The 19743-nt window shown below is 59.7% G+C and carries 17 protein-coding genes; 11 read left to right on the top strand and 6 right to left on the bottom strand.

What is annotated here, in order from left to right:
- Positions 1-73: 73 nt before the first annotated feature.
- The 3 genes from Q0J85_RS06445 to Q0J85_RS06435 all read right to left on the bottom strand — a co-directional run bounded on the left by Q0J85_RS06445 (position 74) and on the right by Q0J85_RS06435 (position 2500).
- On the bottom strand, positions 74-961 hold the full coding sequence (locus tag Q0J85_RS06445) for a LysR family transcriptional regulator (RefSeq protein WP_294479358.1): 888 nt from the start codon (positions 959-961) through the stop codon (positions 74-76).
- A gap of 92 nt (positions 962-1053) precedes the next feature.
- The gene (locus tag Q0J85_RS06440) at positions 1054-1644 is read right to left on the bottom strand and encodes an HD domain-containing protein (RefSeq protein ID WP_294479356.1); all 591 of its coding nucleotides are present in this window, start codon (positions 1642-1644) and stop codon (positions 1054-1056) included.
- A 49-nt stretch (positions 1645-1693) separates the two neighbouring features.
- Entirely contained in the window at positions 1694-2500 is an 807-nt protein-coding gene (locus tag Q0J85_RS06435) for an AraC family transcriptional regulator (RefSeq protein WP_294479353.1), read from the bottom strand.
- Positions 2501-2607: 107 nt separating this feature from the next.
- On the opposite strand from Q0J85_RS06435, the gene Q0J85_RS06430 reads away from it, so the two are divergent.
- The 5 genes from Q0J85_RS06430 to Q0J85_RS06410 all read left to right on the top strand — a co-directional run bounded on the left by Q0J85_RS06430 (position 2608) and on the right by Q0J85_RS06410 (position 10017).
- Positions 2608-5109, top strand: a complete 2502-nt coding sequence (locus Q0J85_RS06430) for an alpha-L-rhamnosidase (RefSeq protein ID WP_294479352.1) — start codon at positions 2608-2610, stop codon at positions 5107-5109.
- A 112-nt stretch (positions 5110-5221) separates the two neighbouring features.
- Positions 5222-6190 carry a glycosyltransferase family 2 protein gene (locus tag Q0J85_RS06425; protein WP_294479351.1) on the top strand — a complete coding sequence of 323 codons (969 nt, stop codon included), beginning with the start codon at positions 5222-5224 and terminating at the stop codon, positions 6188-6190.
- 11 nt (positions 6191-6201) lie between these two features.
- Positions 6202-7857 carry a glycosyltransferase family 39 protein gene (locus tag Q0J85_RS06420; protein ID WP_294479348.1) on the top strand — a complete coding sequence of 552 codons (1656 nt, stop codon included), beginning with the start codon at positions 6202-6204 and terminating at the stop codon, positions 7855-7857.
- Between the two features lie 13 nt (positions 7858-7870).
- Entirely contained in the window at positions 7871-9073 is a 1203-nt protein-coding gene (locus tag Q0J85_RS06415) for a glycosyltransferase (protein WP_294479346.1), read from the top strand.
- Positions 9070-10017, top strand: a complete 948-nt coding sequence (locus Q0J85_RS06410; protein WP_294479343.1) for a lysylphosphatidylglycerol synthase domain-containing protein — start codon at positions 9070-9072, stop codon at positions 10015-10017. Before Q0J85_RS06415 ends, Q0J85_RS06410 begins: the two co-directional genes overlap by 4 nt.
- Here Q0J85_RS06410 and Q0J85_RS06405 read toward each other — a convergent pair.
- Both Q0J85_RS06405 and galE read right to left on the bottom strand, forming a co-directional pair.
- Complete coding sequence (locus Q0J85_RS06405) at positions 10014-10595, bottom strand: PolC-type DNA polymerase III (protein ID WP_294479341.1); 582 nt, start codon at positions 10593-10595, stop codon at positions 10014-10016. The genes Q0J85_RS06410 and Q0J85_RS06405 overlap by 4 nt on opposite strands.
- Positions 10559-11533, bottom strand: a complete 975-nt coding sequence (gene galE, locus Q0J85_RS06400; RefSeq protein WP_294479339.1) for a UDP-glucose 4-epimerase GalE — start codon at positions 11531-11533, stop codon at positions 10559-10561. Before galE ends, Q0J85_RS06405 begins: the two co-directional genes overlap by 37 nt.
- A gap of 244 nt (positions 11534-11777) precedes the next feature.
- Here galE and Q0J85_RS06395 point away from each other — a divergent pair, with 244 nt between their 5' ends.
- The 3 genes from Q0J85_RS06395 (at position 11778) to Q0J85_RS06385 (ending at position 14385) form a co-directional block, all read left to right on the top strand.
- Positions 11778-12986: a hypothetical protein gene (locus tag Q0J85_RS06395; RefSeq protein ID WP_294479336.1), complete on the top strand. Its 1209-nt coding sequence runs from the start codon at positions 11778-11780 to the stop codon at positions 12984-12986.
- A gap of 127 nt (positions 12987-13113) precedes the next feature.
- On the top strand, positions 13114-13380 hold the full coding sequence (gene rpsT, locus Q0J85_RS06390; protein WP_294479335.1) for a 30S ribosomal protein S20: 267 nt from the start codon (positions 13114-13116) through the stop codon (positions 13378-13380).
- A gap of 81 nt (positions 13381-13461) precedes the next feature.
- Positions 13462-14385 carry an AEC family transporter gene (locus tag Q0J85_RS06385; protein ID WP_294479331.1) on the top strand — a complete coding sequence of 308 codons (924 nt, stop codon included), beginning with the start codon at positions 13462-13464 and terminating at the stop codon, positions 14383-14385.
- Here Q0J85_RS06385 and Q0J85_RS06380 read toward each other — a convergent pair.
- Positions 14318-15361, bottom strand: a complete 1044-nt coding sequence (locus Q0J85_RS06380) for a lysophospholipid acyltransferase family protein (protein ID WP_294479328.1) — start codon at positions 15359-15361, stop codon at positions 14318-14320. The two genes, Q0J85_RS06385 and Q0J85_RS06380, sit on opposite strands and share 68 nt — an antisense overlap.
- A 177-nt stretch (positions 15362-15538) precedes the next feature.
- Here Q0J85_RS06380 and Q0J85_RS06375 point away from each other — a divergent pair, with 177 nt between their 5' ends.
- From Q0J85_RS06375 to Q0J85_RS06365, 3 genes are all read left to right on the top strand, one after another.
- Complete coding sequence (locus Q0J85_RS06375) at positions 15539-15805, top strand: TIGR03905 family TSCPD domain-containing protein (RefSeq protein WP_294479324.1); 267 nt, start codon at positions 15539-15541, stop codon at positions 15803-15805.
- Between the two features lie 117 nt (positions 15806-15922).
- Positions 15923-18481, top strand: a complete 2559-nt coding sequence (leuS, locus tag Q0J85_RS06370; RefSeq protein WP_294479321.1) for a leucine--tRNA ligase — start codon at positions 15923-15925, stop codon at positions 18479-18481.
- Between the two features lie 23 nt (positions 18482-18504).
- The gene (locus Q0J85_RS06365; RefSeq protein WP_294479319.1) at positions 18505-19347 is read left to right on the top strand and encodes a lysozyme inhibitor LprI family protein; all 843 of its coding nucleotides are present in this window, start codon (positions 18505-18507) and stop codon (positions 19345-19347) included.
- The last annotated feature ends 396 nt before the right edge of the window (positions 19348-19743 follow it).

Below are 19743 nucleotides of genomic sequence, written 5' to 3'. Positions count from 1 at the left end.
TGCGGGGTGCCGCTGCGTCTCTATTTCGTCTTCTTTTGTTTCGATGCGCTTCCCGTCAATATCCAGCGACATGTTATATTTCTCCGTCGATCGGTGGACAGCCGTATTTTTCCCGTACCAGAGCGATCATGGCGCGCAGCGGCGGGGAGAACGGCCGCGCCGGGTTCACGAGAAAACCGGTTTCGACTTCGCAGCCCGTGTCGAACGGAGGTACGGCGATTCCCGGCGGGAGGCTGCCGAGATAGTAGTCCGGGATGATCGAGAATCCAAGGTTGCGCTGCACATATGCGATCAGCGTGGTCGTGTACCGCGATTCAATCCGGAACCGGTTTTTTTCGAGATACGGCATTTTCCGGAAAACCGTGCTCCGGATCGAGTCGTAGGAGTGGGCGAGAAACGGCTCTTCGGTCAGCCGCTCCGGTGTGATCTCCCGGCATTGCGCGAGCGGAGAGAGCACGGAGCAGATGAGGACCAGCCGGTTACGATACATCGGCACATAAAGCAGGTCGTTTCCTCCGTATCCCTGAACGCCGAACATGATGTCGAGCGAGTCGTTCCGCAGATCCTCGAGGAAAGAATCCCGTTCCTGAACGGATGGATCAATGCGCGGATAGCGGCGCATGAGTTCCGTGATGAGCTCCGGCACCACGGCTCCGGACGTGTAGGGCCCGCAGCCGATCCGGAGCGGCCCGGAAACTTCGCCGACAAAGGCTCGAAGTTCGGCGGGGAGATTGTGGAACGCGCCGAGCAGGGCGTCGGCGCGCTGATGGAGAAACTCTCCGGCCGGAGTCGGCACCAGCCGATTGCCGCTGCGGCGGAAGAGTCGGCAGTTGAGTTCATTTTCCAGCAGCCGGAGCTGTTTGCTCACTGCGGGCTGGGTGATGAAAAGCCGGCGCGCCGCTTCGGTTACGCTGCCGCACTCCATTACTTTCCGGAAATAGTCGAGTTGTATGAAATTCATTTTCCCCTCCGGGATGTTCCATCTTCAGGTAATATATCCCGATTTGGGGAAAATGAAAATGAATTCTTTTGATCCTGTTTATAACCGTGCGGTTATGGATTGAGTTCCGGTTTCAGATCGAAGAGGCGGCACATGGCGTCGAACCGGGCGAGGGGGCCGGGGCCGAATTTTTCGAGCGAACGGCGGATGCGCGGAAGGGATTTTTCCTGCATGTCGCCGGATTTGGAGTAGAATTTGTCGGCGAGGCAGATGAGGATTTCCTCCGGGGTTTCGGGCAGGAAATCCCGCTCCGGGATTGGCAGCTGCTCTTTGCGCACTTCTTCGGCGGTGATGCCGCTGCCGGTGTGGCGTTCGCAGATGCGGGCAAATGGTTCGAGGTCGATTTCATACTGTCCGGCATATTCGCGCAGCATATTTGCGCCGATGATGCCGTGGGCGAGATAAGGCTCCGGGCCGTTGCAGAGGATTTTCGGCGCGTGACAGTGCACGATCCCGATATCGTGCAGCATGGCGCCGGTCTCGACGAGAGCGAGGTCGAGGTTCATGGCTCTGCCCGCCGGGGTGTCGGCGAGTTCGAGCGCCTTGTCGCGCACCTGCGTGCTGTGCGTGAGGAGCAGTCGGCGCAGCGGGCTCTCCTCCGGATAAAAGTGTCGGAGAATCGGACGGGGATCGATGTTGTTCATATTGCTTCGTCCTGGATGGTTTTGTTTTTTTTACTGGACAAATTCATTTTCAAACGTGTGAACTCTTTGAGCGGGAGGGATAACCCGATTCGCCGAGGCGGCGGAATACCGCCGGGGAACAGTGCATGAGTGCGGAAAAGACCCGCGTGAAGTGATAACGGTCCGCAAAGCCGCATTGTTCGGCGATCTCCTCGATCGAGCGATTGCTGTAATGCAGCAGCCGGCAGCCGTGTTCGATCCGCAGCCGCCGCGAAAGCTGCTGTGGAGACTCCCCGCAGCAGCGCCGGAAGAGACGCACGAAACTCTCCCGGGTCAATCCCGCCGCGGCAGCAAGTTCGCTGTTTTTCGGCGGATCGTCCAGACGTTCCGCGATCAGTTTCCCGGCCCGGGAGATGCGCGGATCGCCGGGCGTGACAAGCGTGAGATTTTCCGGCGGCAGTTCCAGCAGCGCCTCCAGCAGCAGAGATTCGGCGATGACCGCGCGCCGGCAGGCCATTTCCGGTTCCGGGAGCAGGCGGCGGAACTCCTCCCATCGCTCCCGCCACTCCGGCCGCAGCGGAATCCGGTGGATGCGCGGCTGCGGCGGCTGAAGCTGTTCCGGGAGATTGAAATGAATGTAGTATTGGGAAAACGGTCTCTCCGCCCGGGTCGAAAACACATGATAGCCGGGGATGAGCGTGATCTGTTCCGGCACAAGTTCGACACTGCCGCCGTCGCAGTCGAGGACTCCGCCCGGTTCCGGATTCCAGTAATAGCGCCAGAACGGCGTGTAGAGATTGCGCTGGATCCAGGGATAGATTCCCTCCGCAAAAGCGATCAGGTGAATCCTCGGACGCGGAAAATTCATCTCTTCCATGCGTAAAAATCCCCCGCTTGCAACAAACAGATACAAATTCCCGGATAATATCCATTCCTTTTCCGGAAAAATCAAGTATACTATTCTGAAAAACTGGAGGATTTCGCATGAAACTAAGTCAAGCCGCTTTCGCTCTCAAGACCGGGGGATTGAGCGACCCGATTGGAATCGATGTTCGCAATCCGGAACTTTCGTGGCGTTGTCCCGGTCCGCAGACCGCCTGGCAGATCCGCGCCGCAGCGACGGCGGAGTCGCTCGAAAACGGCCCGTATCTGTGGGACTCCGGCCGGGTCGAGGGGAAGCGAAGCCATCACCACCCCTACGGCGGCGCGCCGCTCGCGAGTCGCGAACGGGTCTGGTGGCAGGTGCGGGTCTGGTGCAGAGGGGGAGAGCCGTCCGTCTGGAGCGAACCGGCTTTCTTCGAGGCGGGTCTCCTTGAACATTCCGACTGGCAGTGTGTCTGGATCGGATTCCCCGGTGCGTGGTCCGGATGCGGGCGCTGTTTTCAGGCGAAGTTCGAGGCTCCGGAAACGGTTCGCAAAGCCCGGCTCTACATCGCCGGGCTCGGCTGGTTCGAGAGTTTTTTGAATGGCCGCCGTCTCGGAGACGCGGTGCTCGATCCCGCGCCGACCGATGAATCGAAGAGCGTGATCTACCGTGTGTTCGATCTCGGAGGAGTGCTGCAGCCCGGCGGGAATGTGCTCGCCGTCCATGCGGGCGCAGGGTGGTACGTCTCGCCGATCACGCGCTTTCAGCTTGAACTTGACGGAGAAGTCGTTTTGAAAACTCGCCCGTTCGGCTACCTCTGCGGCCCCTCCGGCGTGACCCGGAACAGCATCTACGGCGGCGAGGAGTACGACGCCCGGCTCGAACCCGATCCGGCCTGGAAACTTCCCGGCGGACCGCAGCTGCCTCCCGGCCGCGGGAGCTGTCGCGTCGCGCCGCCCGCCGGCAGGATGCGCGGCGCGATGTGCGAACCGATCCGCGAACTCATGGAGCTGCCGGTGAAGAGTTGGAATGCGCTGCCGGACGGCCGTTTCGTCGCCGATTTCGGGCAGAATTTCGCCGGATACTGCCGGCTTCGGGTCAAGGCGCCGTCCGGTACCCGGATCGCGCTGCGCTTCGGCGAGTTTCTCGACGGGGACGGCGGCGTCAATCAGGAGAATCTGCTCGGCGACCACGCCGTCGACGTCTACACCGCCTGCGGCGCGGAGGAGGGCGAGGAGTGGAAGCCGTCGTTCACGTACCACGGATTCCGCTACGTCGAGGTCATCGGGCTGCCCGGCGCGCCGGACGAACGGACGCTCACGGGAATCGTCGTCGGGACGGATTGCCGCCCGGTCGGGCGATTCCGCACCGACAACGACCTCGTGAACCGGATTGAGACGATGGTCAGGTGGACCGAACGCAGCAATCTGCACGGCGTCCCCACCGACTGCCCGCAGCGAACCGAACGCATGGGGTGGCTGAACGACATGATGGCACGTTGTGAGTGCGCGCTGTTTCACTTTGACGAAGCGAATCTGCTGCGCAAATGGCTGCGCGACATCGCCGAGGCGCAGGATCCGGAGACCGGTTTCGTGCCGATGACGGCGCCGTGCCACTGGACGCCGGACGAGGTCGATCCGGTCTGTTCGAGTTTCGTCGAAACGGCCTGGTATCTGCACCTTTACTGCGGAGAGCGGGCGCTTCTGCGCGAACTTTTCCCGCACTTTCTCGCCTGGTGCAACTGCCTCGAACATGCGGCGGAAAATCACATTCTGCTGCGGGGCGGCGAGATCGGCGACTGGGTGCCGCCGGTGGAATTCAGCGCTCCGGGGAGCTGCCGCAGCGGTCTGGTTCCGAAAGAGCTGGTCGCGACTGCGCTGTACGGGTACACCGTTTCGCTGACGGCGCGGATCGCCGCGTTTCTCGGCGAGCGAGGGGAGGCCGATCGGCTCGAACGGCAGTTCGCGGCGATTCGGGCGGCGTTTCACGGTCGCTTCCACCGCGGGGAGGGGCGTTATGAATCCGATTCGCAGGCGGCTTACTGTTACGCGCTTTACTGCGATATGGTGCCGGTGGAGCTGCGCGGGGCGGCGTTCGCCCATCTTGTTGCGCGGTTTGAGGCGGACGGCCGGAAGCTCACGACCGGGAACATCGGGACGAAATATCTGCTCGAGATCCTCTCGCACTTCGGCCGCTCCGATCTCGCGTTCGGCATGGTGAATTCGACGGAGTACCCCGGCTGGGGGTACATGCTTGCGAACGGTGCGACGACGCTCTGGGAACGGTGGGAAAACGCGACCGGCAGCGGCATGAATTCGCACAATCATCCGATGCTCGGCTCGGTCGGGAGCTGGTTTTACAAATATCCTGCCGGGATTCGCCCGCTGCCGGACTCGGACGGGTTCGACCGGTTTCTGCTCGCGCCGGACTTTGTCGCGGGGCTGAACGAGGTGGAGGCGGAATATGACTCCTTTGCCGGGATGATCCGTTCCCGTTGGAGACGGGAGGACGACCGGATCGAGTGGACGTTCTCGATCCCGCCGAACACGGAAGCCGTCGTCCGGCTGCCGGACGGGAGTTCCCGGCACTGCGGCGCGGGCGAATATCGGTTGACCATTTGACCGACATCTTCCCCCGGCGTTTGAAAATGACGGTGCGGAGTGATATATTATCGACAATATTGATGCAGAAGAAACGATCATTTCGCATGGCGCCCGGCGCCGGGAGAAAAAGTTGAAGCTCATAATCCAGATCCCCTGTTACAACGAGGCCGGGACGCTTGCGATCGCGCTGGCCGAACTGCCCCGTGAAATTCCCGGTATCGACAAGGTGGAGTTCCTGATCATCGACGACGGTTCCTCCGATGAAACCGTGGAAGTTGCCCGGGCAAACGGGGTGGATCATATTGTCCGGCACCACACGAATCTCGGATTGGCCCGTGCATTCATGACCGGATTGCAGGCGGCGCTCTCGCTCGGAGCGGACATCATCGTCAACACCGATGCGGACAACCAGTATTGCGCGGCCGATATTCCGGCTCTCGTGACGCCGATTCTCGAGGGAAAGGCGCAGTATGTGATCGGTACGCGGCCGATTTCCGGAATCGAGCACTTTTCGCCGGTCAAGAAGCTGCTGCAGAAACTCGGCAGTTTCGTGGTGCGCAAGATCTCCGGTACCAGCGTGGAGGATGCCCCAAGCGGATTCCGCGCACTCTCGCGCGATGCGGCCATGCGCATGAACGTGTTCAACCGCTACACCTACACGCTGGAAACGATCATTCAGGCGGGATACAAGAATCTGCCGATCGTCTGCGTGCCGGTCCGGGTGAATGCGGATCTGCGGCCGTCTCGGCTGGTGAAGAGCATTCCGCGTTACATCCAGCGTTCGATTTTCACGATGATCCGCATTTTCGTGGTCTACCGGCCGTTCAAGTTTTTCTTCACGATCGGGGTCATATTTTTCCTGGCGGGATTTCTGGTCGGGTGCCGTTTCCTCTGGCACTGGCTGACCGACGGCGGGCAGGGGATGATGCAGTCGCTGATTCTCGCGGCTGTTCTGATGGTGATGGGGACGGTGTTCGGCATGATGGCGTTCATGGCCGATCTGCTCTCCGTCAACCGGCAGCTGCTCGAGGACATCCAGTACCGCCAGCGGAAAGCGTGCTTTGAACCGGTTTCGCCGTCCTCCGGCGACGACGAATGAGGGGGAGTGATATGGAGCAGTTGCTTTCCCGGATCAAAACCTTTTTCGCCTCGCCCCGCTGTGTGCTGGGGCTTGCCGTCGGGATCGGTATTCTTTCGACTCTGCTGCTGATGATCGTCTCTCCCGTTTACTACCGGGATTCGGTCGTTTACATGTCGATGGTCAGCGGGTTCAAGGTCGGGGACTGGGAACATGCGTTCGATCTGGCCATGACCCCGCTGCTGCCGGCCATGGCCGGTGTTCTCGCCCGGATCGGAGTGCCGATTCCCGAGGCGACGACTCTCATAAGCTGTCTCTTCTGCATTCTGGCCGTTTTCCCGGTTTACGGGCTGTTGACTTTCTTTATGGAGCGAAAATACGCCGCATGGGGAGCGTTGTTTTTTGCTCTGATGCCGAAGATCATCCGTTACGGTTTTTCGCCGCTGCTGGATTCCGGGCGGTGGTTGTTTGTTCCGCTGGCGCTGTATTTGATCTTCTGCTTTGTCCGGCGCCGGAAATACGTGACGCTGTGCTGGCTCGGCGCGACGTTCGCCGCACTTTCCCTCGTCCGTTCCGAGGGCGTTGTTTATATGGCAATGCTTCTGGGGTTCATGGGGTTGATGCTGCTTCAGGCGGATAAATGGAAACTTTCGTTCCGCTGGATCGGCAGGTTTGTGCTGTATTGTCTGGTCGTTGCGGGGATCTGTCTGGCGCTTTGTCTGCCGCGTTTGATTCAACTGTATCAGGCCACCGGATATCCGGCTCTCGACACGCGGCAGACCTGGGGAGTCCGCGGTATCTGTCATCGTATCGCGGTCTGGACGGGCGCGGAGGAGTCCGCGGCCGGAGAGCCGGTCAGGGCATCTTCCACAACCTATGGCAGTGTCAATGACTTCGATTTCGCCTGGGTTACGGATTGGCAGTTCGAGAAACGTTTCTGGAAGAACATGCTCGACGGGTGTTACATCCCCTATCTGATTCTGGCGGTGTTCGGCATGATTCTGCTCTTCCGGCGAAAGGAGTGGAGGTTTGATGATTCGATCATGTTGCTGCTGCTTGCGGCCAATACGGTTGCATTTTTCCTGATGCGGTCGGCGGCGGGACGTTATTTTTTCATCAACGCTTTTTTTCTCATGCCGTTTACCGTGTACGGATTCCGCGAGGTTTTGGCGCTTGTCGGTCGGGCTCCCGCGAAGTTCCGGCTGCCCTGCCTGACTGCTGTGGCGCTTGTGGTGATCGGTATTCTGCAGCTCTGGAACGGGCTTGACAATCTGTTCCCGTCGAAGAACGATTACTTCAAGACGCTGGGCCGGGAACTGGCAGCGTGGCAGCAGGGGGTGACGCCGCGTTCCGGAACCCGCAACATCAATCTTCTGACCATCGGCGACGAGTATGGCTGGGGCGTTTATGCCGGGGCGAATTCGTTCGCCTACGCCCTGCGTTCCATCGATAAGACGTGGACGTTGCGGGAGATTGCCGAACAGGGACTTCCATCGGATCTGACCAATTACGTTTCGGAGAATCTCGAGGGATTTGACCGGCTTCTTCCGGATCTCGTCGTGGTGGCGAATCCGGACGATGTTCCGCCGTCGCTCATCGCTGAAATCCGGATGATTCCCGGAGTCCGGCAGCTGCATTTCCCGGAGGATCGCAAGGCGCTGTTTTTTCAACTCGGCAGATCGCATTGAGGCTTGAGCGAACATGAGTGCGAAAAAACGGATTCTGATTTTCACCTCCTCTTTCCCGAGTCCGCGCAATCCGGTTTCGGGGATTTTCGTCGAGGATCTGGCCAGATCGCTGGTGGCACACTTTGAAGTTGTCGTGCTGGCTCCGGCGTTGCCGGGAGTGGCGCGTTGTGAATGCCGGGACGGCATGAAGCTTCTGCGTTTCCGGCAGGGATTCGGCGGAATTGTGATCGCGGGGACGCCGGGCGGAATCCTTCCGGCTCTGAAGCGGAATCGGCTGCTTCTGCTCTGGCTGCCGTTTTTCCTCGCACTGGAGTTCCTGGCGCTGATGCGGACCGTGCGGCGGGAGAAGATCGACCTCATCCATGCCCACTGGCTGTTGCCGCAGGGACTTCTGGCAGCGATCTACAAGACCTTTTTCAACCGGCGGATGCGATTGCTCGTGACCTGCCACGGTTCGGATCTTCTGAAAGTCGGCGGAGGGGTTGCGGGCCGGTTGAAACGGTTCGCCTTGCGGCGGACGGATGGATTGACGGTGGTCAGCGAGCTTCTGCGGAAACGGGCAATGGAAGCCGGGTTCCGGGGTGAATGCCGCATTTTGCCCATGGGCGTGGATACGGCGGTGTTTTCTCCCGAATGCCGGGAGCCGGACATCCGGAAACGGTATGGCATCGAGGGGCGCATGATCCTTTTTGTCGGTTCGCTGATCGAATTGAAAGGGGTTCGTTCGCTTGTGCAGGCCATGCCGATTCTGCTGAAACGCATTCCGGATGCGACGCTGCTTCTGGTCGGCGGCGGCGAACTCGAACCGGAACTGCGTCGGATGGCGGCGGAACTCGGAGTCGCGGATCGGGTCATTCTGGCCGGGCCGGTACTTCATGAGGATCTGCCCGCCTATTTCGCGCAGAGCGACCTTTTTGTTCTGCCGAGTTTTTCGGAGGGGTGGCCGCTGGTGGTTATGGAGGCGCTGAGCAGCGGAGCGATCGTTGCGGTTTCCGATTTGCCGGTCTTTATGAATCACCCCGAGCGGGATCACATTTTCCGGTTGTTTCGGGCGGGGGATCCGGCTGATATTGCCGCCGTGCTGGGCGAAGCTCTGGCGGATCCACTGGGCGCTTCCCGCAGGAAAGAGCGGAGGGAGTATGCTGTCTCCGAACTTGATCTGAAGATGGTCGGAATGCGTTACGCAGATGAAATGAACAGGATTCTGGAAGCATGAAACGCAATCAGATCGTCAATCTGCTCTCTTATCTCGTGACGATCGTATTGCTGATTGTCGTCCTGCGCTTTTTTGTGAAGCCGGATCAATTCCGGGTATTGCTCGAGATCTCGTATCCGGAGCTGGCGTTGACGATTTTCCTCTCTCTCGGAGCCTATTTCTGGGGCGGACTCGAGATGTACGCGCTGCGCGGAAAATTTCATTTCGCAATGGAGAAGAAAGACATCCTGCTGCTGCCGCTGGGAATGAATCTCTGGGGGATGCTTCTGCCGTTTCAGGGGGCGATGGCCTATATGACGGTGTTTCTGAAGCGCAAATACGATGTGAAAATCTCCGAGAGCTTTTCGATTTCGATTTTTCTCTATCTCCTGAGCATTTTCTTAAGCGGTCTGCTCGGTCTGGGATTCTATTTCGCCTACGGCATTGATTCTCTGATTTTTGCGGCTGTTTCGGCGCTGTTTCTGCTTTCACCGGTTTTTGCGGTGATTGCGCATCTGATTATGGAGCGACTTCCCGCGCCGCGGATCCGTCTCATCCGGAAGGTCTGGGATTTCGGGGAAAATATTCTGCGCGGAATCCGGCAGCTCTGCTGCGACCATCGGACGGTCGCCGTTCTGCTGGCGATCTATGCCGCCCGCATGCTGAACATGCTGCTGCTCTACTGGTGGATCGTCCGGATTCTGCACTACGACGGCATCGGTATCCCGGCGCTGCTGCTGCTGAATTTGTGGAACATGCTGTCGCTGCTCATCAAATTCACGCCGAACAATCTCGGAATCTCGCAGGTGATTTCCGGCGCGTTGTTCGCCGTCATCGGACTGGATGTGGAGCAGGGAATCATGATTTCCCTGGTCTCCACGGCGATATTTTCGATCGACGCGCTTTCGTTCGGGGTGCTGGCGAATTTCTACTCCCTCGCCGAGCTGGGAAAACGCGGCCGCTAACGTTGCGCGGACCGCTTCAGCGCTTCGGTTAGCGCGATTTCGAGGACTTTCACGGTCCACTCCACGTCCGCTCCGGCGCGGTGGGCGTTCATCCCTTTCTCGCTCGGAAGCTGGAAGTAGGCGCGCAGGCTTTGCAGACTGTACGACGGCAGCCCCGGATGCGTCTTGCGCAGCAGCCGCAGCGAATCGAGCGTCTTGCCGCGCCACAGCGGCATCCCCGTCCGCGCCAGACTCTCCTGCAGAAATCCGAGGTCGAACAGCGCGTTGTGCGCCACGAGCGTACTCTCTTCGGCAAGTTCCAGAAACTGCTTGGCCGCCTCCTTGAAGTGCGGCGCATCTTTCACCATCTCGTCGGTGATGTGATGGACCGAGGTCGCGGCAGACGGAATCGGCCGGCCGGGGTTCAGCAGCGTCTGAAAACGGCGCAGCTCCCCGTCGGCCTCCACCCGGATCGCGGCGATTTCCACGATCCGGTCATTGACCGGGCTCATTCCGGTGGTCTCGACGTCGAACACCGTGAACGGCCCGAGTTCGTGCCAGATCAATTCGCGTACCCGTTCGGGTGTTTGAGCTGCCACTTCCACGCCGATTCGATGATCTGCTCGGCGGATTCGTATTTCGGCTGCCAGTGCAGCATCGACTTGATCCGGTCGCTGCAGGCGATCAGCTTCGCCGGGTCGCCCGGACGGCGCGGCGCGATTTCGTAATTGACTTTCTTGCCCGTCACTTTCTCGGCCGCGTCGATGATCTCCTTCACCGAGAGTCCGTTGCCGGTGCCGAGGTTGTAGTGGCCGCTCTCCGGCGCGGACAGCGCAAGTTCATGCGCCTGCGCAAGATCGAGGATATGGATGTAATCCCGCACGCAGGTCCCGTCCGGCGTCTCGTAGTCGTCGCCGAACACCATGAGCTTTTCGCGCTTGCCGCGGATCGTCTGAAGAATGATCGGAATCAGGTGGCTTTCCGGACGATGGTCCTCGCCGAACTTCTCCGACGCGCCCGCCGCGTTGAAGTAGCGCAGCGCCGCGTATTTCATCCCGTGGATCTGACTGTACCACTTCAGCACCTTTTCAAAGCAGAGCTTCGATTCGCCGTAGGGGTTGATCGGAATTTGGCGGTCGTTTTCGCGGATCGGAATCGACTCCGGCTGCCCGAACGTCGCGGCCGTGCTCGAAAAGACGAACATCTTCACGCCGCCCTCGACTGCCGCGTCCGCAAGGTTGATCCCCGACGCGAGGTTGTTGCGGAAATATTTCGACGGATTCTGCATCGACTCTCCGACCAGGCTGAATGCCGCGAAGTGCATCACCGCGTCGAACTCTCCCTCGCGGCACACTTTCTTGATGAGCTCGCGATCGGCGAGATTGCCGAGGATGAATTTGGCGCGCGGATCGACCGCCTCGCGATGGCCCGTGATGAGCGCATCGAAAATCGTGACGTCGTAACCGCGGTCGAGCAGATATTCGGAACAGGCGCTGCCGATGTAGCCCGCGCCCCCGGTGACCAGAACTTTCTTCATAACCAATGCCTTTCTCTGTAAACGGGAGATGATATTCCGTTCATAAAAGATACAGCGATTTTCCGGAAAATGCAAGTTTTTCCCGGCAAATGTGTCGATTTGCCGCATTCGGAAACCGCGGTCCGGTCTTTTCTGCCGGTTTTTCACCGCCGCGGCTTGACTAAGCGGAGTTGGGAGTGCATAATATCCAAAATGCAGAAACATGCGGCGGCACTCCGCCGCACCAACGGAAAAGGGGAATGCAATGGCGATTCATCCGCAGTACGCATGGAGGAAAATTTCACCCGATGACGGCGGCATTTACCTGTTCGGTTACTACGACCGCAACCCGTGGAATCATGACATGTCGCTGCATCTGGCGATGCGGATTCCGCAGGAGACGCGCCTGCCCCGGCCGGGAGAGTGCGCCGACGTCGGCGTGATCGGCCCGCACGGGTTCGAGCCGCTGGTCAAAACCCGCACCTGGTGCCACCAGCAGGGGTGCATGGAGCTGTTTCTTCCACGCCGCCCCGATTGTTTCGTGTTCAATGACTTCGACACAGAATCCGGAAAGCCGGTTGCCCGCGTTTTCCGGCTCGGACACGGGATCGTCGGCCGGTATGAGTGGCCGATTTACGCGATTTCGCCGGACGGCCGGTATGCGGTTTCGCTGAATTTCAGCCGGATTCCGCGCCGCGGTTACAGCTACGCCGATACCGCGCTCTCTCCGGATCTTCATCCCGCCGACCTTGATTCGGAGGGACTCCGGCTCATCGATCTGGAGACCGGTGCGAGCCGGATCATCGTGAGTTACCGGAGCATGATCGAACGTCATCCTTATGCATACAGTTGCGAGGGGCGTCACATCTGGCTGAATCACGCGATTTTCAACCGCGATTCGAGCCGGGTGCTCTGGCTCTTCCGGCAGTGCGACGAACCGGGTGACATGAGTCGGGGATGGATGACATTTCTGTACACAAGCTCCCTTTCCGGCGAAGATGCCGAGTGCGTTCTGCCCGAGGCGTGCTGGGCGAAGCTGATCTCCCACCAGATCTGGGGGCGCACGCCGCGCGAGATCCTCGTCGACGCGGCCTGGGGCGGCCGCGGCCATGATGCCGTCGTGTTCGACGAGGGCCGCCGCCCGTTCCTCGCGCAGAGACTCTCGGCCGGGCACGGCCGGATGTCGCATATGGTTTTCTCGCCCGACGGGCGGTACATCCTCTCGGACAGCTACCCGCAGAACGGAATCCAGACCCTGATCCTGATCGATGCGGAAAACGGTTGCCATGTCACGCTCGGAGAGTTCCGGCACGAGCGTCCCGCCGGAACTCCGGACGACGTCCGCTGCGATCTGCATCCGCGCTGGAGTCCGGACGGAAGCTGCGTCACGGTCGACTCGATCCATGACGGACGTCGGGCTATTTACCGGCTCGATTTGCCGCCCGCATTCGCGGCATTGGCCGAATTGCGCTGAAAATTGGAAAAAATCATGACTGCGGGCTTGAAAAAAAACAAATCTGGAGTATTTTAGTTTACTCATGCTCGATATAAGAATGGTTTTATCATACAACTAAATTTTGTAACAAGAGAGAGTAAAGAAAATGGCTCACACCAAATCCGCAATCAAGCGTCTGCGCACCAGCCGTCAGGCCAACCTCCGCAACCGTATGCGCACGAGCGAACTCAAGACCATCGAGAAGAAGTTCCGCGCCGCGGTCGCCGCGGGGGACGCCGCCGCCGCCGCCGAGCTCGGCAAGACGTTCTCGAGCCGCCTCGACAAGGCCGCGAAAGTCGGTACGATCCATGCGAACCGCGTTGCGAACAAGAAGTCGCAGGCCGACAAGCTGCTCAACTCGCTCGCGAAGTAAGCAAAGCGTTTCGGCAGGGCAGGGCGTTCCGCTCCGGGATGGAGGCGGGGCGCCTTTTCTGTTTCCGGAGGATTTTCAACCATGATGTACCAGGTGTTTCTGTCGATTCTCGAGACGTTCATCGTCTTCGGAGTCGGAGCGCTGGCGTGGAAGCTCAAGATGATCGAGAGCGGCGATCTGGATAAACTTTCGCGGCTCACGCTCGATCTGTTTTTCCCGATGCTGACTTTTTCGACGATCACGCGCACATTCAATCCGGACCATCTCTCCGAGCTCTGGGTGATGCCGCTGCTCGGAATCGCCATCATGCTTTTCGGGGCGGCGGTCGGATGGATTTTCAAACGTTTCATGAAATCCCGCGGTCACGGTCGTGAGGGGACGTTTCATCACATCTGCGCGATCAACAATTACGTCTTTCTGCCGATTATCGTACTGCAGAACATCTATGGCGAGCGCCACGTCGCGCTGCTGCTGCTCATGAACGTCGGTTCCACGATCGGATTCTGGACGATCGGCGTGGCGACTTTCACCGGCGGCAGCTCGTGGAAGCAGACGCTCAAAAGCATTTTTTCGATCAACATCGCCGCAGTCGTCGCTGCTCTGCTGGTCTCGTTCCTCGGGATTCCAGTGCCGGAAGCGCTCGATTACACATTCAAATATCTCGGCGACATCACGGTTCCGCTGATGCTGGTGGTAATCGGCGTGGCTCTGGTCGGGAGTTTCCGGGGCATGCTCGAGAACTGGTACGACATGCTGCTGCTTTCGGCGGTGCGTCTCGTGTTGATCCCCGTTGCCCTGCTGTTGCTGCTGCGGCTGCTGCCGCTGCCGGAAGAGGTCTGTCAGGTCACGGCGGTGGTCGCTCTGATGCCGGCGGCCTCGAGTTCCGTGCTGGTCGCCAAGCGTTACGGCGGCGATCCCGACTTCGCGGGGCGCGCGATCATTCTGACGACACTCTTTTCGCTCGGGACGATTCCGCTCCTGATGGGGATCTTTCTGTCGAGCTGACCGGCTCTTCCGGTCCGGGCGGCTGCCAGTTTTTGTATTTGTCGGCTTCGCGGCGGTTGATGTCGAGCCAGTGTCGCGGAGCCCAGAGCCATTGAACCGGTTCCTCCCGGATCAGTTTCTCGAGCGCGGTGGCGCACAACTGACTCACGGCCTGCACATCGTGCTGCTTGTTTCCGGTCGGTTCGTAGCGGATCAGGTCGCCGAGAACGAGATCGAACTCGAAGTTGCTGCCGGGCCGGCGGCGGGTGAGTTCGGGCATGATCGGAATTCCGGTCTTCAAATGCAGCAGCGCCGGAGTCATGTGGATGCGCGCCGGATGGCCGAAGAACTCGCAATCGACGCCTTCGCCGCTCGCCGCGTGCTGATCGATCAGCATTGTGATGTTGCGCCCGGCCCCGGCCGCGCGGAGGATGGGCCGGATTCCCTCGGTCTTGTCGACGAGTTCGTGGAGTTTGCCGGCGCGGTGCGCGAGGATCATCCGGCCGATGAGCGGGTTGCCGAATGAGCGCATGAAAGAGGTCATCGGCCGGTTCGCCTGTTCCGAGAACGCCGTTCCCGCGACCTCCCAGTTCCCGTAGTGCGCCGTGATGATGATGACCTGTTCGCCGGACTCTTTCCCCGGTGCGGGGGTCACGTAGTCGATTGTCTCCTGAGAGCCGGTGACGAAGATTTTGTCCTTTGAATACAACTGCTTCATCTTCACGACTTCAACGAGAAGTTTTGCGAATTCGAGGTAGGTCCTGCGCGCGAACCGGCTGGCTTCCGCCTTGTCCGTGAACATTCCGGCGTGCATGAGATGTTGAACCGTGCGGACGCGATGCCGGCGGTCGATGAGGTAGAGCAGCCGGAAGAGGAAAGTGCTGAGGGCGTATCCCGTCTTCAGCGGGAGAATATGAATGACTCCATACAGGAGGCAGAACGGAAGATATTCCGCGTAGATTCGGAACGTGCTTTTTTCTTTTTTCTTCTTCGCCATATTTCTGAATGTGGTTTCTGCTTGACTCGGTTTCTTCTATAACGTATATTAATATACATCGTTTTTCCGGAATCATCCAGTGATTCCCTGTGAATATTCGGGAAAAGCGCGAAATCAATCAGAAACAAGTCCGGACAAGGTTTCCCCCCTTTTCCGGAATATATGAGGGGGGGCCAGATGATTTATCGTTTTCAGACCAGCGAAATGGTGTGCAGCCGGATGATCGAAATCGACATCGACGAGGAGAAGGACGTGATCCGGCGCGTCGAATTCGTCGGAGGATGCCCGGGCAACCTCGCCGGGATCGGCCGCCTTGCCGTCGGCATGAAGCCGGCGGAGCTCATCGAGCGGCTGCAGGGAATCCGCTGCGGCGGCAAGCCGACCTCCTGTCCGGACCAGCTCGCGACCGCCCTGCGGGAGATCGCCCGGCAGAAACGCGCATAACGTCCGCGGTTCATTCCCGGTGTTTTTCTCCGCGGAACTGGCAAAAGAGACATTCCGCGTGTATGTTAAGGTAAAATCATCATTTTGAACTTATATTTCATGAAAGAAGGAGCGAACATGGCGCGCGAATACGATTTTTCCGCCATCGAGAAGAAATGGCAGGCATACTGGGAGAAGAACGGCACGTTCAAGGCGGTCGACTTTTCGCCGAAACCGAAGTTCTACTGCCTGGACATGTTCCCGTATCCGTCGGGAGCGGGTCTCCACGTCGGCCATCCCGAGGGGTACACCGCGACCGACATCGTCTGCCGCTACCGGCGCATGAAAGGGTACAATGTTCTGCATCCGATGGGATGGGATGCGTTCGGGCTGCCCGCCGAGCAGTACGCGATCGAAACCGGAACCCACCCCGAGATCACGACCCGGAAAAACATCGACAACTTCCGCCGCCAGATCAAGGCGCTCGGATTCTCCTACGACTGGAGCCGCGAAATCAACACCACCGAGCCCGCCTACTTCAAATGGACGCAGTGGATCTTCTCGCAGCTGCACAAGAAAGGACTTGCCTACCTCGACGAGATTCCGGTCAACTGGTGTCCGGCTCTCGGCACCGTGCTCGCGAACGAGGAGGTCATCAACGGCCTCTCCGAGCGCGGCGGCCACCCCGTGATCCGGCGGCCGATGAAGCAGTGGATGCTGCGGATTACCGAGTACGCCGAACGGTTGCTCAAGGATCTTGATGAACTGGACTGGCCCGAGGGCGTCAAGGAGATGCAGCGTAACTGGATCGGAAAATCCACCGGTGCCGAGGTGAAATTCATGACCACCGCCGGGGAATCGATCACGGTCTACACGACCCGGCCGGACACGCTTTTCGGTGCGACCTACATGGTTCTCGCTCCGGAACATCCGCTCGTGGACAAGCTGACCACTCCGGATCGGAAAGCCGCGGTCGACGCCTATCGCGAAGAGGCCGCGCGCAAAAGCGAACTTGCGCGCACCGGCGAAAATACCGAGAAAACCGGCGCTTTCACCGGCGCCTATGCGACCAATCCGGTCGACGGCCGCCAGATTCCGATCTGGATTGCGGATTATGTGCTCGTCTCCTATGGAACGGGTGCGATCATGGCGGTTCCGGCGCACGATACGCGCGACTTCGAGTTTGCGAAGACGTTCGGGCTGCCGGTCATCTGCATCATCGAACCGGACGCCGAGGCGGCCAGAGCGGAGAACGTCGACGTCGAGGCGGTTCTGCGCGGCGAAGCGTGCTGGACGGGGGAGGGGAAGCTCATCCACTCGGCCAACAACGAGGGGCTCGACCTGAACGGGCTCTCGGTTGCCGACTCGAAACCGGCCGCGACCCGCTGGCTCGAAGCGCGCGGGCTCGGAAAAGAGGCGGTCAAGTACAAATTGCGCGACTGGCTGTTCAGCCGTCAGCGTTACTGGGGTGAACCGTTCCCGATCATCCATTACGAGGACGGATCGATCGAACTGGTGAACTCCGACGAACTGCCGGTGGATCTGCCGGAGATGGAGGATTTCAAGCCGACCGGCGACGGAGAGCCGCCGCTCTCGAAAGCGAAGTCCTGGCTCAACTACACCGATCCGAAGACCGGACGCAAAGGACGGAGAGAGACGAATACCATGCCGCAGTGGGCCGGTTCCTGCTGGTACTATCTGCGCTACATCGACCCGAAGAATCCGGATCAGGCGTGGGACCCGGCGAAAGAGAAGTACTGGATGCCGGTCGATCTCTACGTCGGCGGAGCGGAGCACGCGGTGCTGCATCTGCTTTATGCGCGTTTCTGGCACAAGGTGCTGTTCGACCTCGGGCTGGTCTCGACGAAGGAGCCGTTCAAAAAGCTCATCAACCAGGGGATGATCCTCGGAATCAGCTACAAGGACAAACGCGGCGTCCTCGTCCCGACCGACCAGGTGGAATTCACCCCCGCCGGTCCGGTGCGCAAGAGCGACGGCGAGTCGCTCGTGGAGTTCCCGGCGAAAATGTCGAAGTCTCTGCGCAACGTCGTCAATCCGGACGATGTGATCCGCGATTACGGTGCGGACTCCATGCGCATGTATGAGATGTTCATGGGGCCGCTCGAGGCGACCAAGCCGTGGAGCACGAAAGGCGTCGAGGGGGTGTTCCGTTTCCTGAAACGGGCGTTCCGCATGTTCCAGGAGGCGGAAATCGTCGACGAGCCCTGCACGAAAGAGCAGGAGCGGCTGCTGCATGCGACGATCAAGAAGGTGTCGCAGGACCTCGACAGCTTCGGTTTCAACACGGCGATCAGCCAGCTGATGATCTTCCTGAACGAATTTTCAAAGCTCAAGAAGCTGCCGCGCGAAGCTGCGGAGAAGTTTGTGCTGCTGCTTTCGCCGTTTGCGCCGCACCTCGGAGAGGAGCTCTGGGAGCAGCTCGGGCACACCGAGTCGCTCGCCTATGAACCGTGGCCGTCGTGGGATGAGTCGCTGCTGAAACTCGACGAAGTCGAAATTCTCGTCCAGGTTCTCGGCAAGCCGAAAGCGCGGCTGATGATGCCGGTCGACGCGACGCAGGAGGTCGCCGAAAAGATCGCGTTCGCTTCGCCGGAAGTGCAGTCTGCGATCAACGGTCGGACGGTGCGCAAGGTCATCTTCGTTCCGAAGCGGCTGCTGAACATCGTGGTCGGGTAACCTTGCCGGCAGGGGAGGGAGTTATGAGAAAAAGTCTGATCGGGGCGGTGCTGATTCTCTGCGCCGGCTGTGCGCCGGCGCCGCAGTGGGAGACGCCCGAGCGGAGCGCGGTGGAGTCGGAACTCGAGAACGCCGCCACGCAGGTTGAGATGACCAGCGCCGCCGGTGGAATGGCGATCTTGGCGGAGAAACAGCTCGCGGAGGCGCTCGATTGGAAACTTTCGACCCTTTCCGCGCCGGAGCGCCGCGCGCTGCTGCTTGAGCAGTTCAAGTGGCAGCGTCTGATGGATCGCCGCAATGCCGAACCGATCAGCGGGGGCTCCATTGCCGCGATGCAGGAGTCTCTGCGCGAAGAGGCCCGGTTGAAAAACCGTTTCGAGGAGCTGACCGTTCCGGAAGAGGTCCGGCGTGCGTTCGTCGAAATGCGGGAGGCGCCGGTGCGGTTTCTGGGCAAGATGTTCCCGCTGAACCACGGGGAGCTGAATTTTAAGATCCCCGCGGAAAAATGGGAAAAGGGCATGCCGGAAACGGAGACGATTGCGCAGTTGAACATCCCGTTCTGCCGCGCGGTTGAGATCGGTGGCGATCGTTTTCTGGTCGGCGTGATCGAGCCGACGAATTACAATGTGGTTTCGAGTTTCGGTCTGGGGACGGAACAGAATCTGTGCATCTGGAAGAACGGGGAATTTTTTGCAAGCCATCTGATCGGGCGGCGGCTCGTCATGCTCGGGCTCGACGCTTCGCCGGAGAAAATTGAAGTATCTTTCCGGACGCGCGAGGGGGAGTTCCTGAAGAAATCATTCGCCTGGACGCCGAACTCCGACTCGCTTCAGATCAACCACTGGACGATTGAAAAAATCGACTGAATCCTTTCCTCGCCTCTGATCCGTTCAGACCGGGACACCGGGGAGCGGATGCCGGGGCGTCTCTTCTGCCCTTCCCGGGACGTCACTCCCTCTGAGCGGGGAGGGGGCGCAAAAAAAGACCGGAGCGTCTCTGTCGTTGCATCGATCGCTCCGGCGATGGCTTCGGATCAATCTTGCGGAAAGAGCCGAAATCCGACAGCAGTCCGGGCCGGACTGCTGTCGATTTCCGGCTGACTTTCGGAATCAATCGCGGTCCGCTTTCGGATGAATCAGGTAGAAACATCCTGCTGCGGCGGCGCCACCGAGCAGATTGGCCAGAATGGTCATCCAGCTGTTGCCCCAGGGGGTGCGTCTCATGCAGGCGAGCCCGACTCCGACCGCCGGACGGAACGCCCC

Source organism: uncultured Victivallis sp., from assembly GCA_944389935.1.
GTDB lineage: Bacteria > Verrucomicrobiota > Lentisphaeria > Victivallales > Victivallaceae > Victivallis.
The sequence above is the reverse complement of the archived record's forward strand: the minus strand, read 5'-3'. Positions and strand labels throughout refer to the sequence as shown.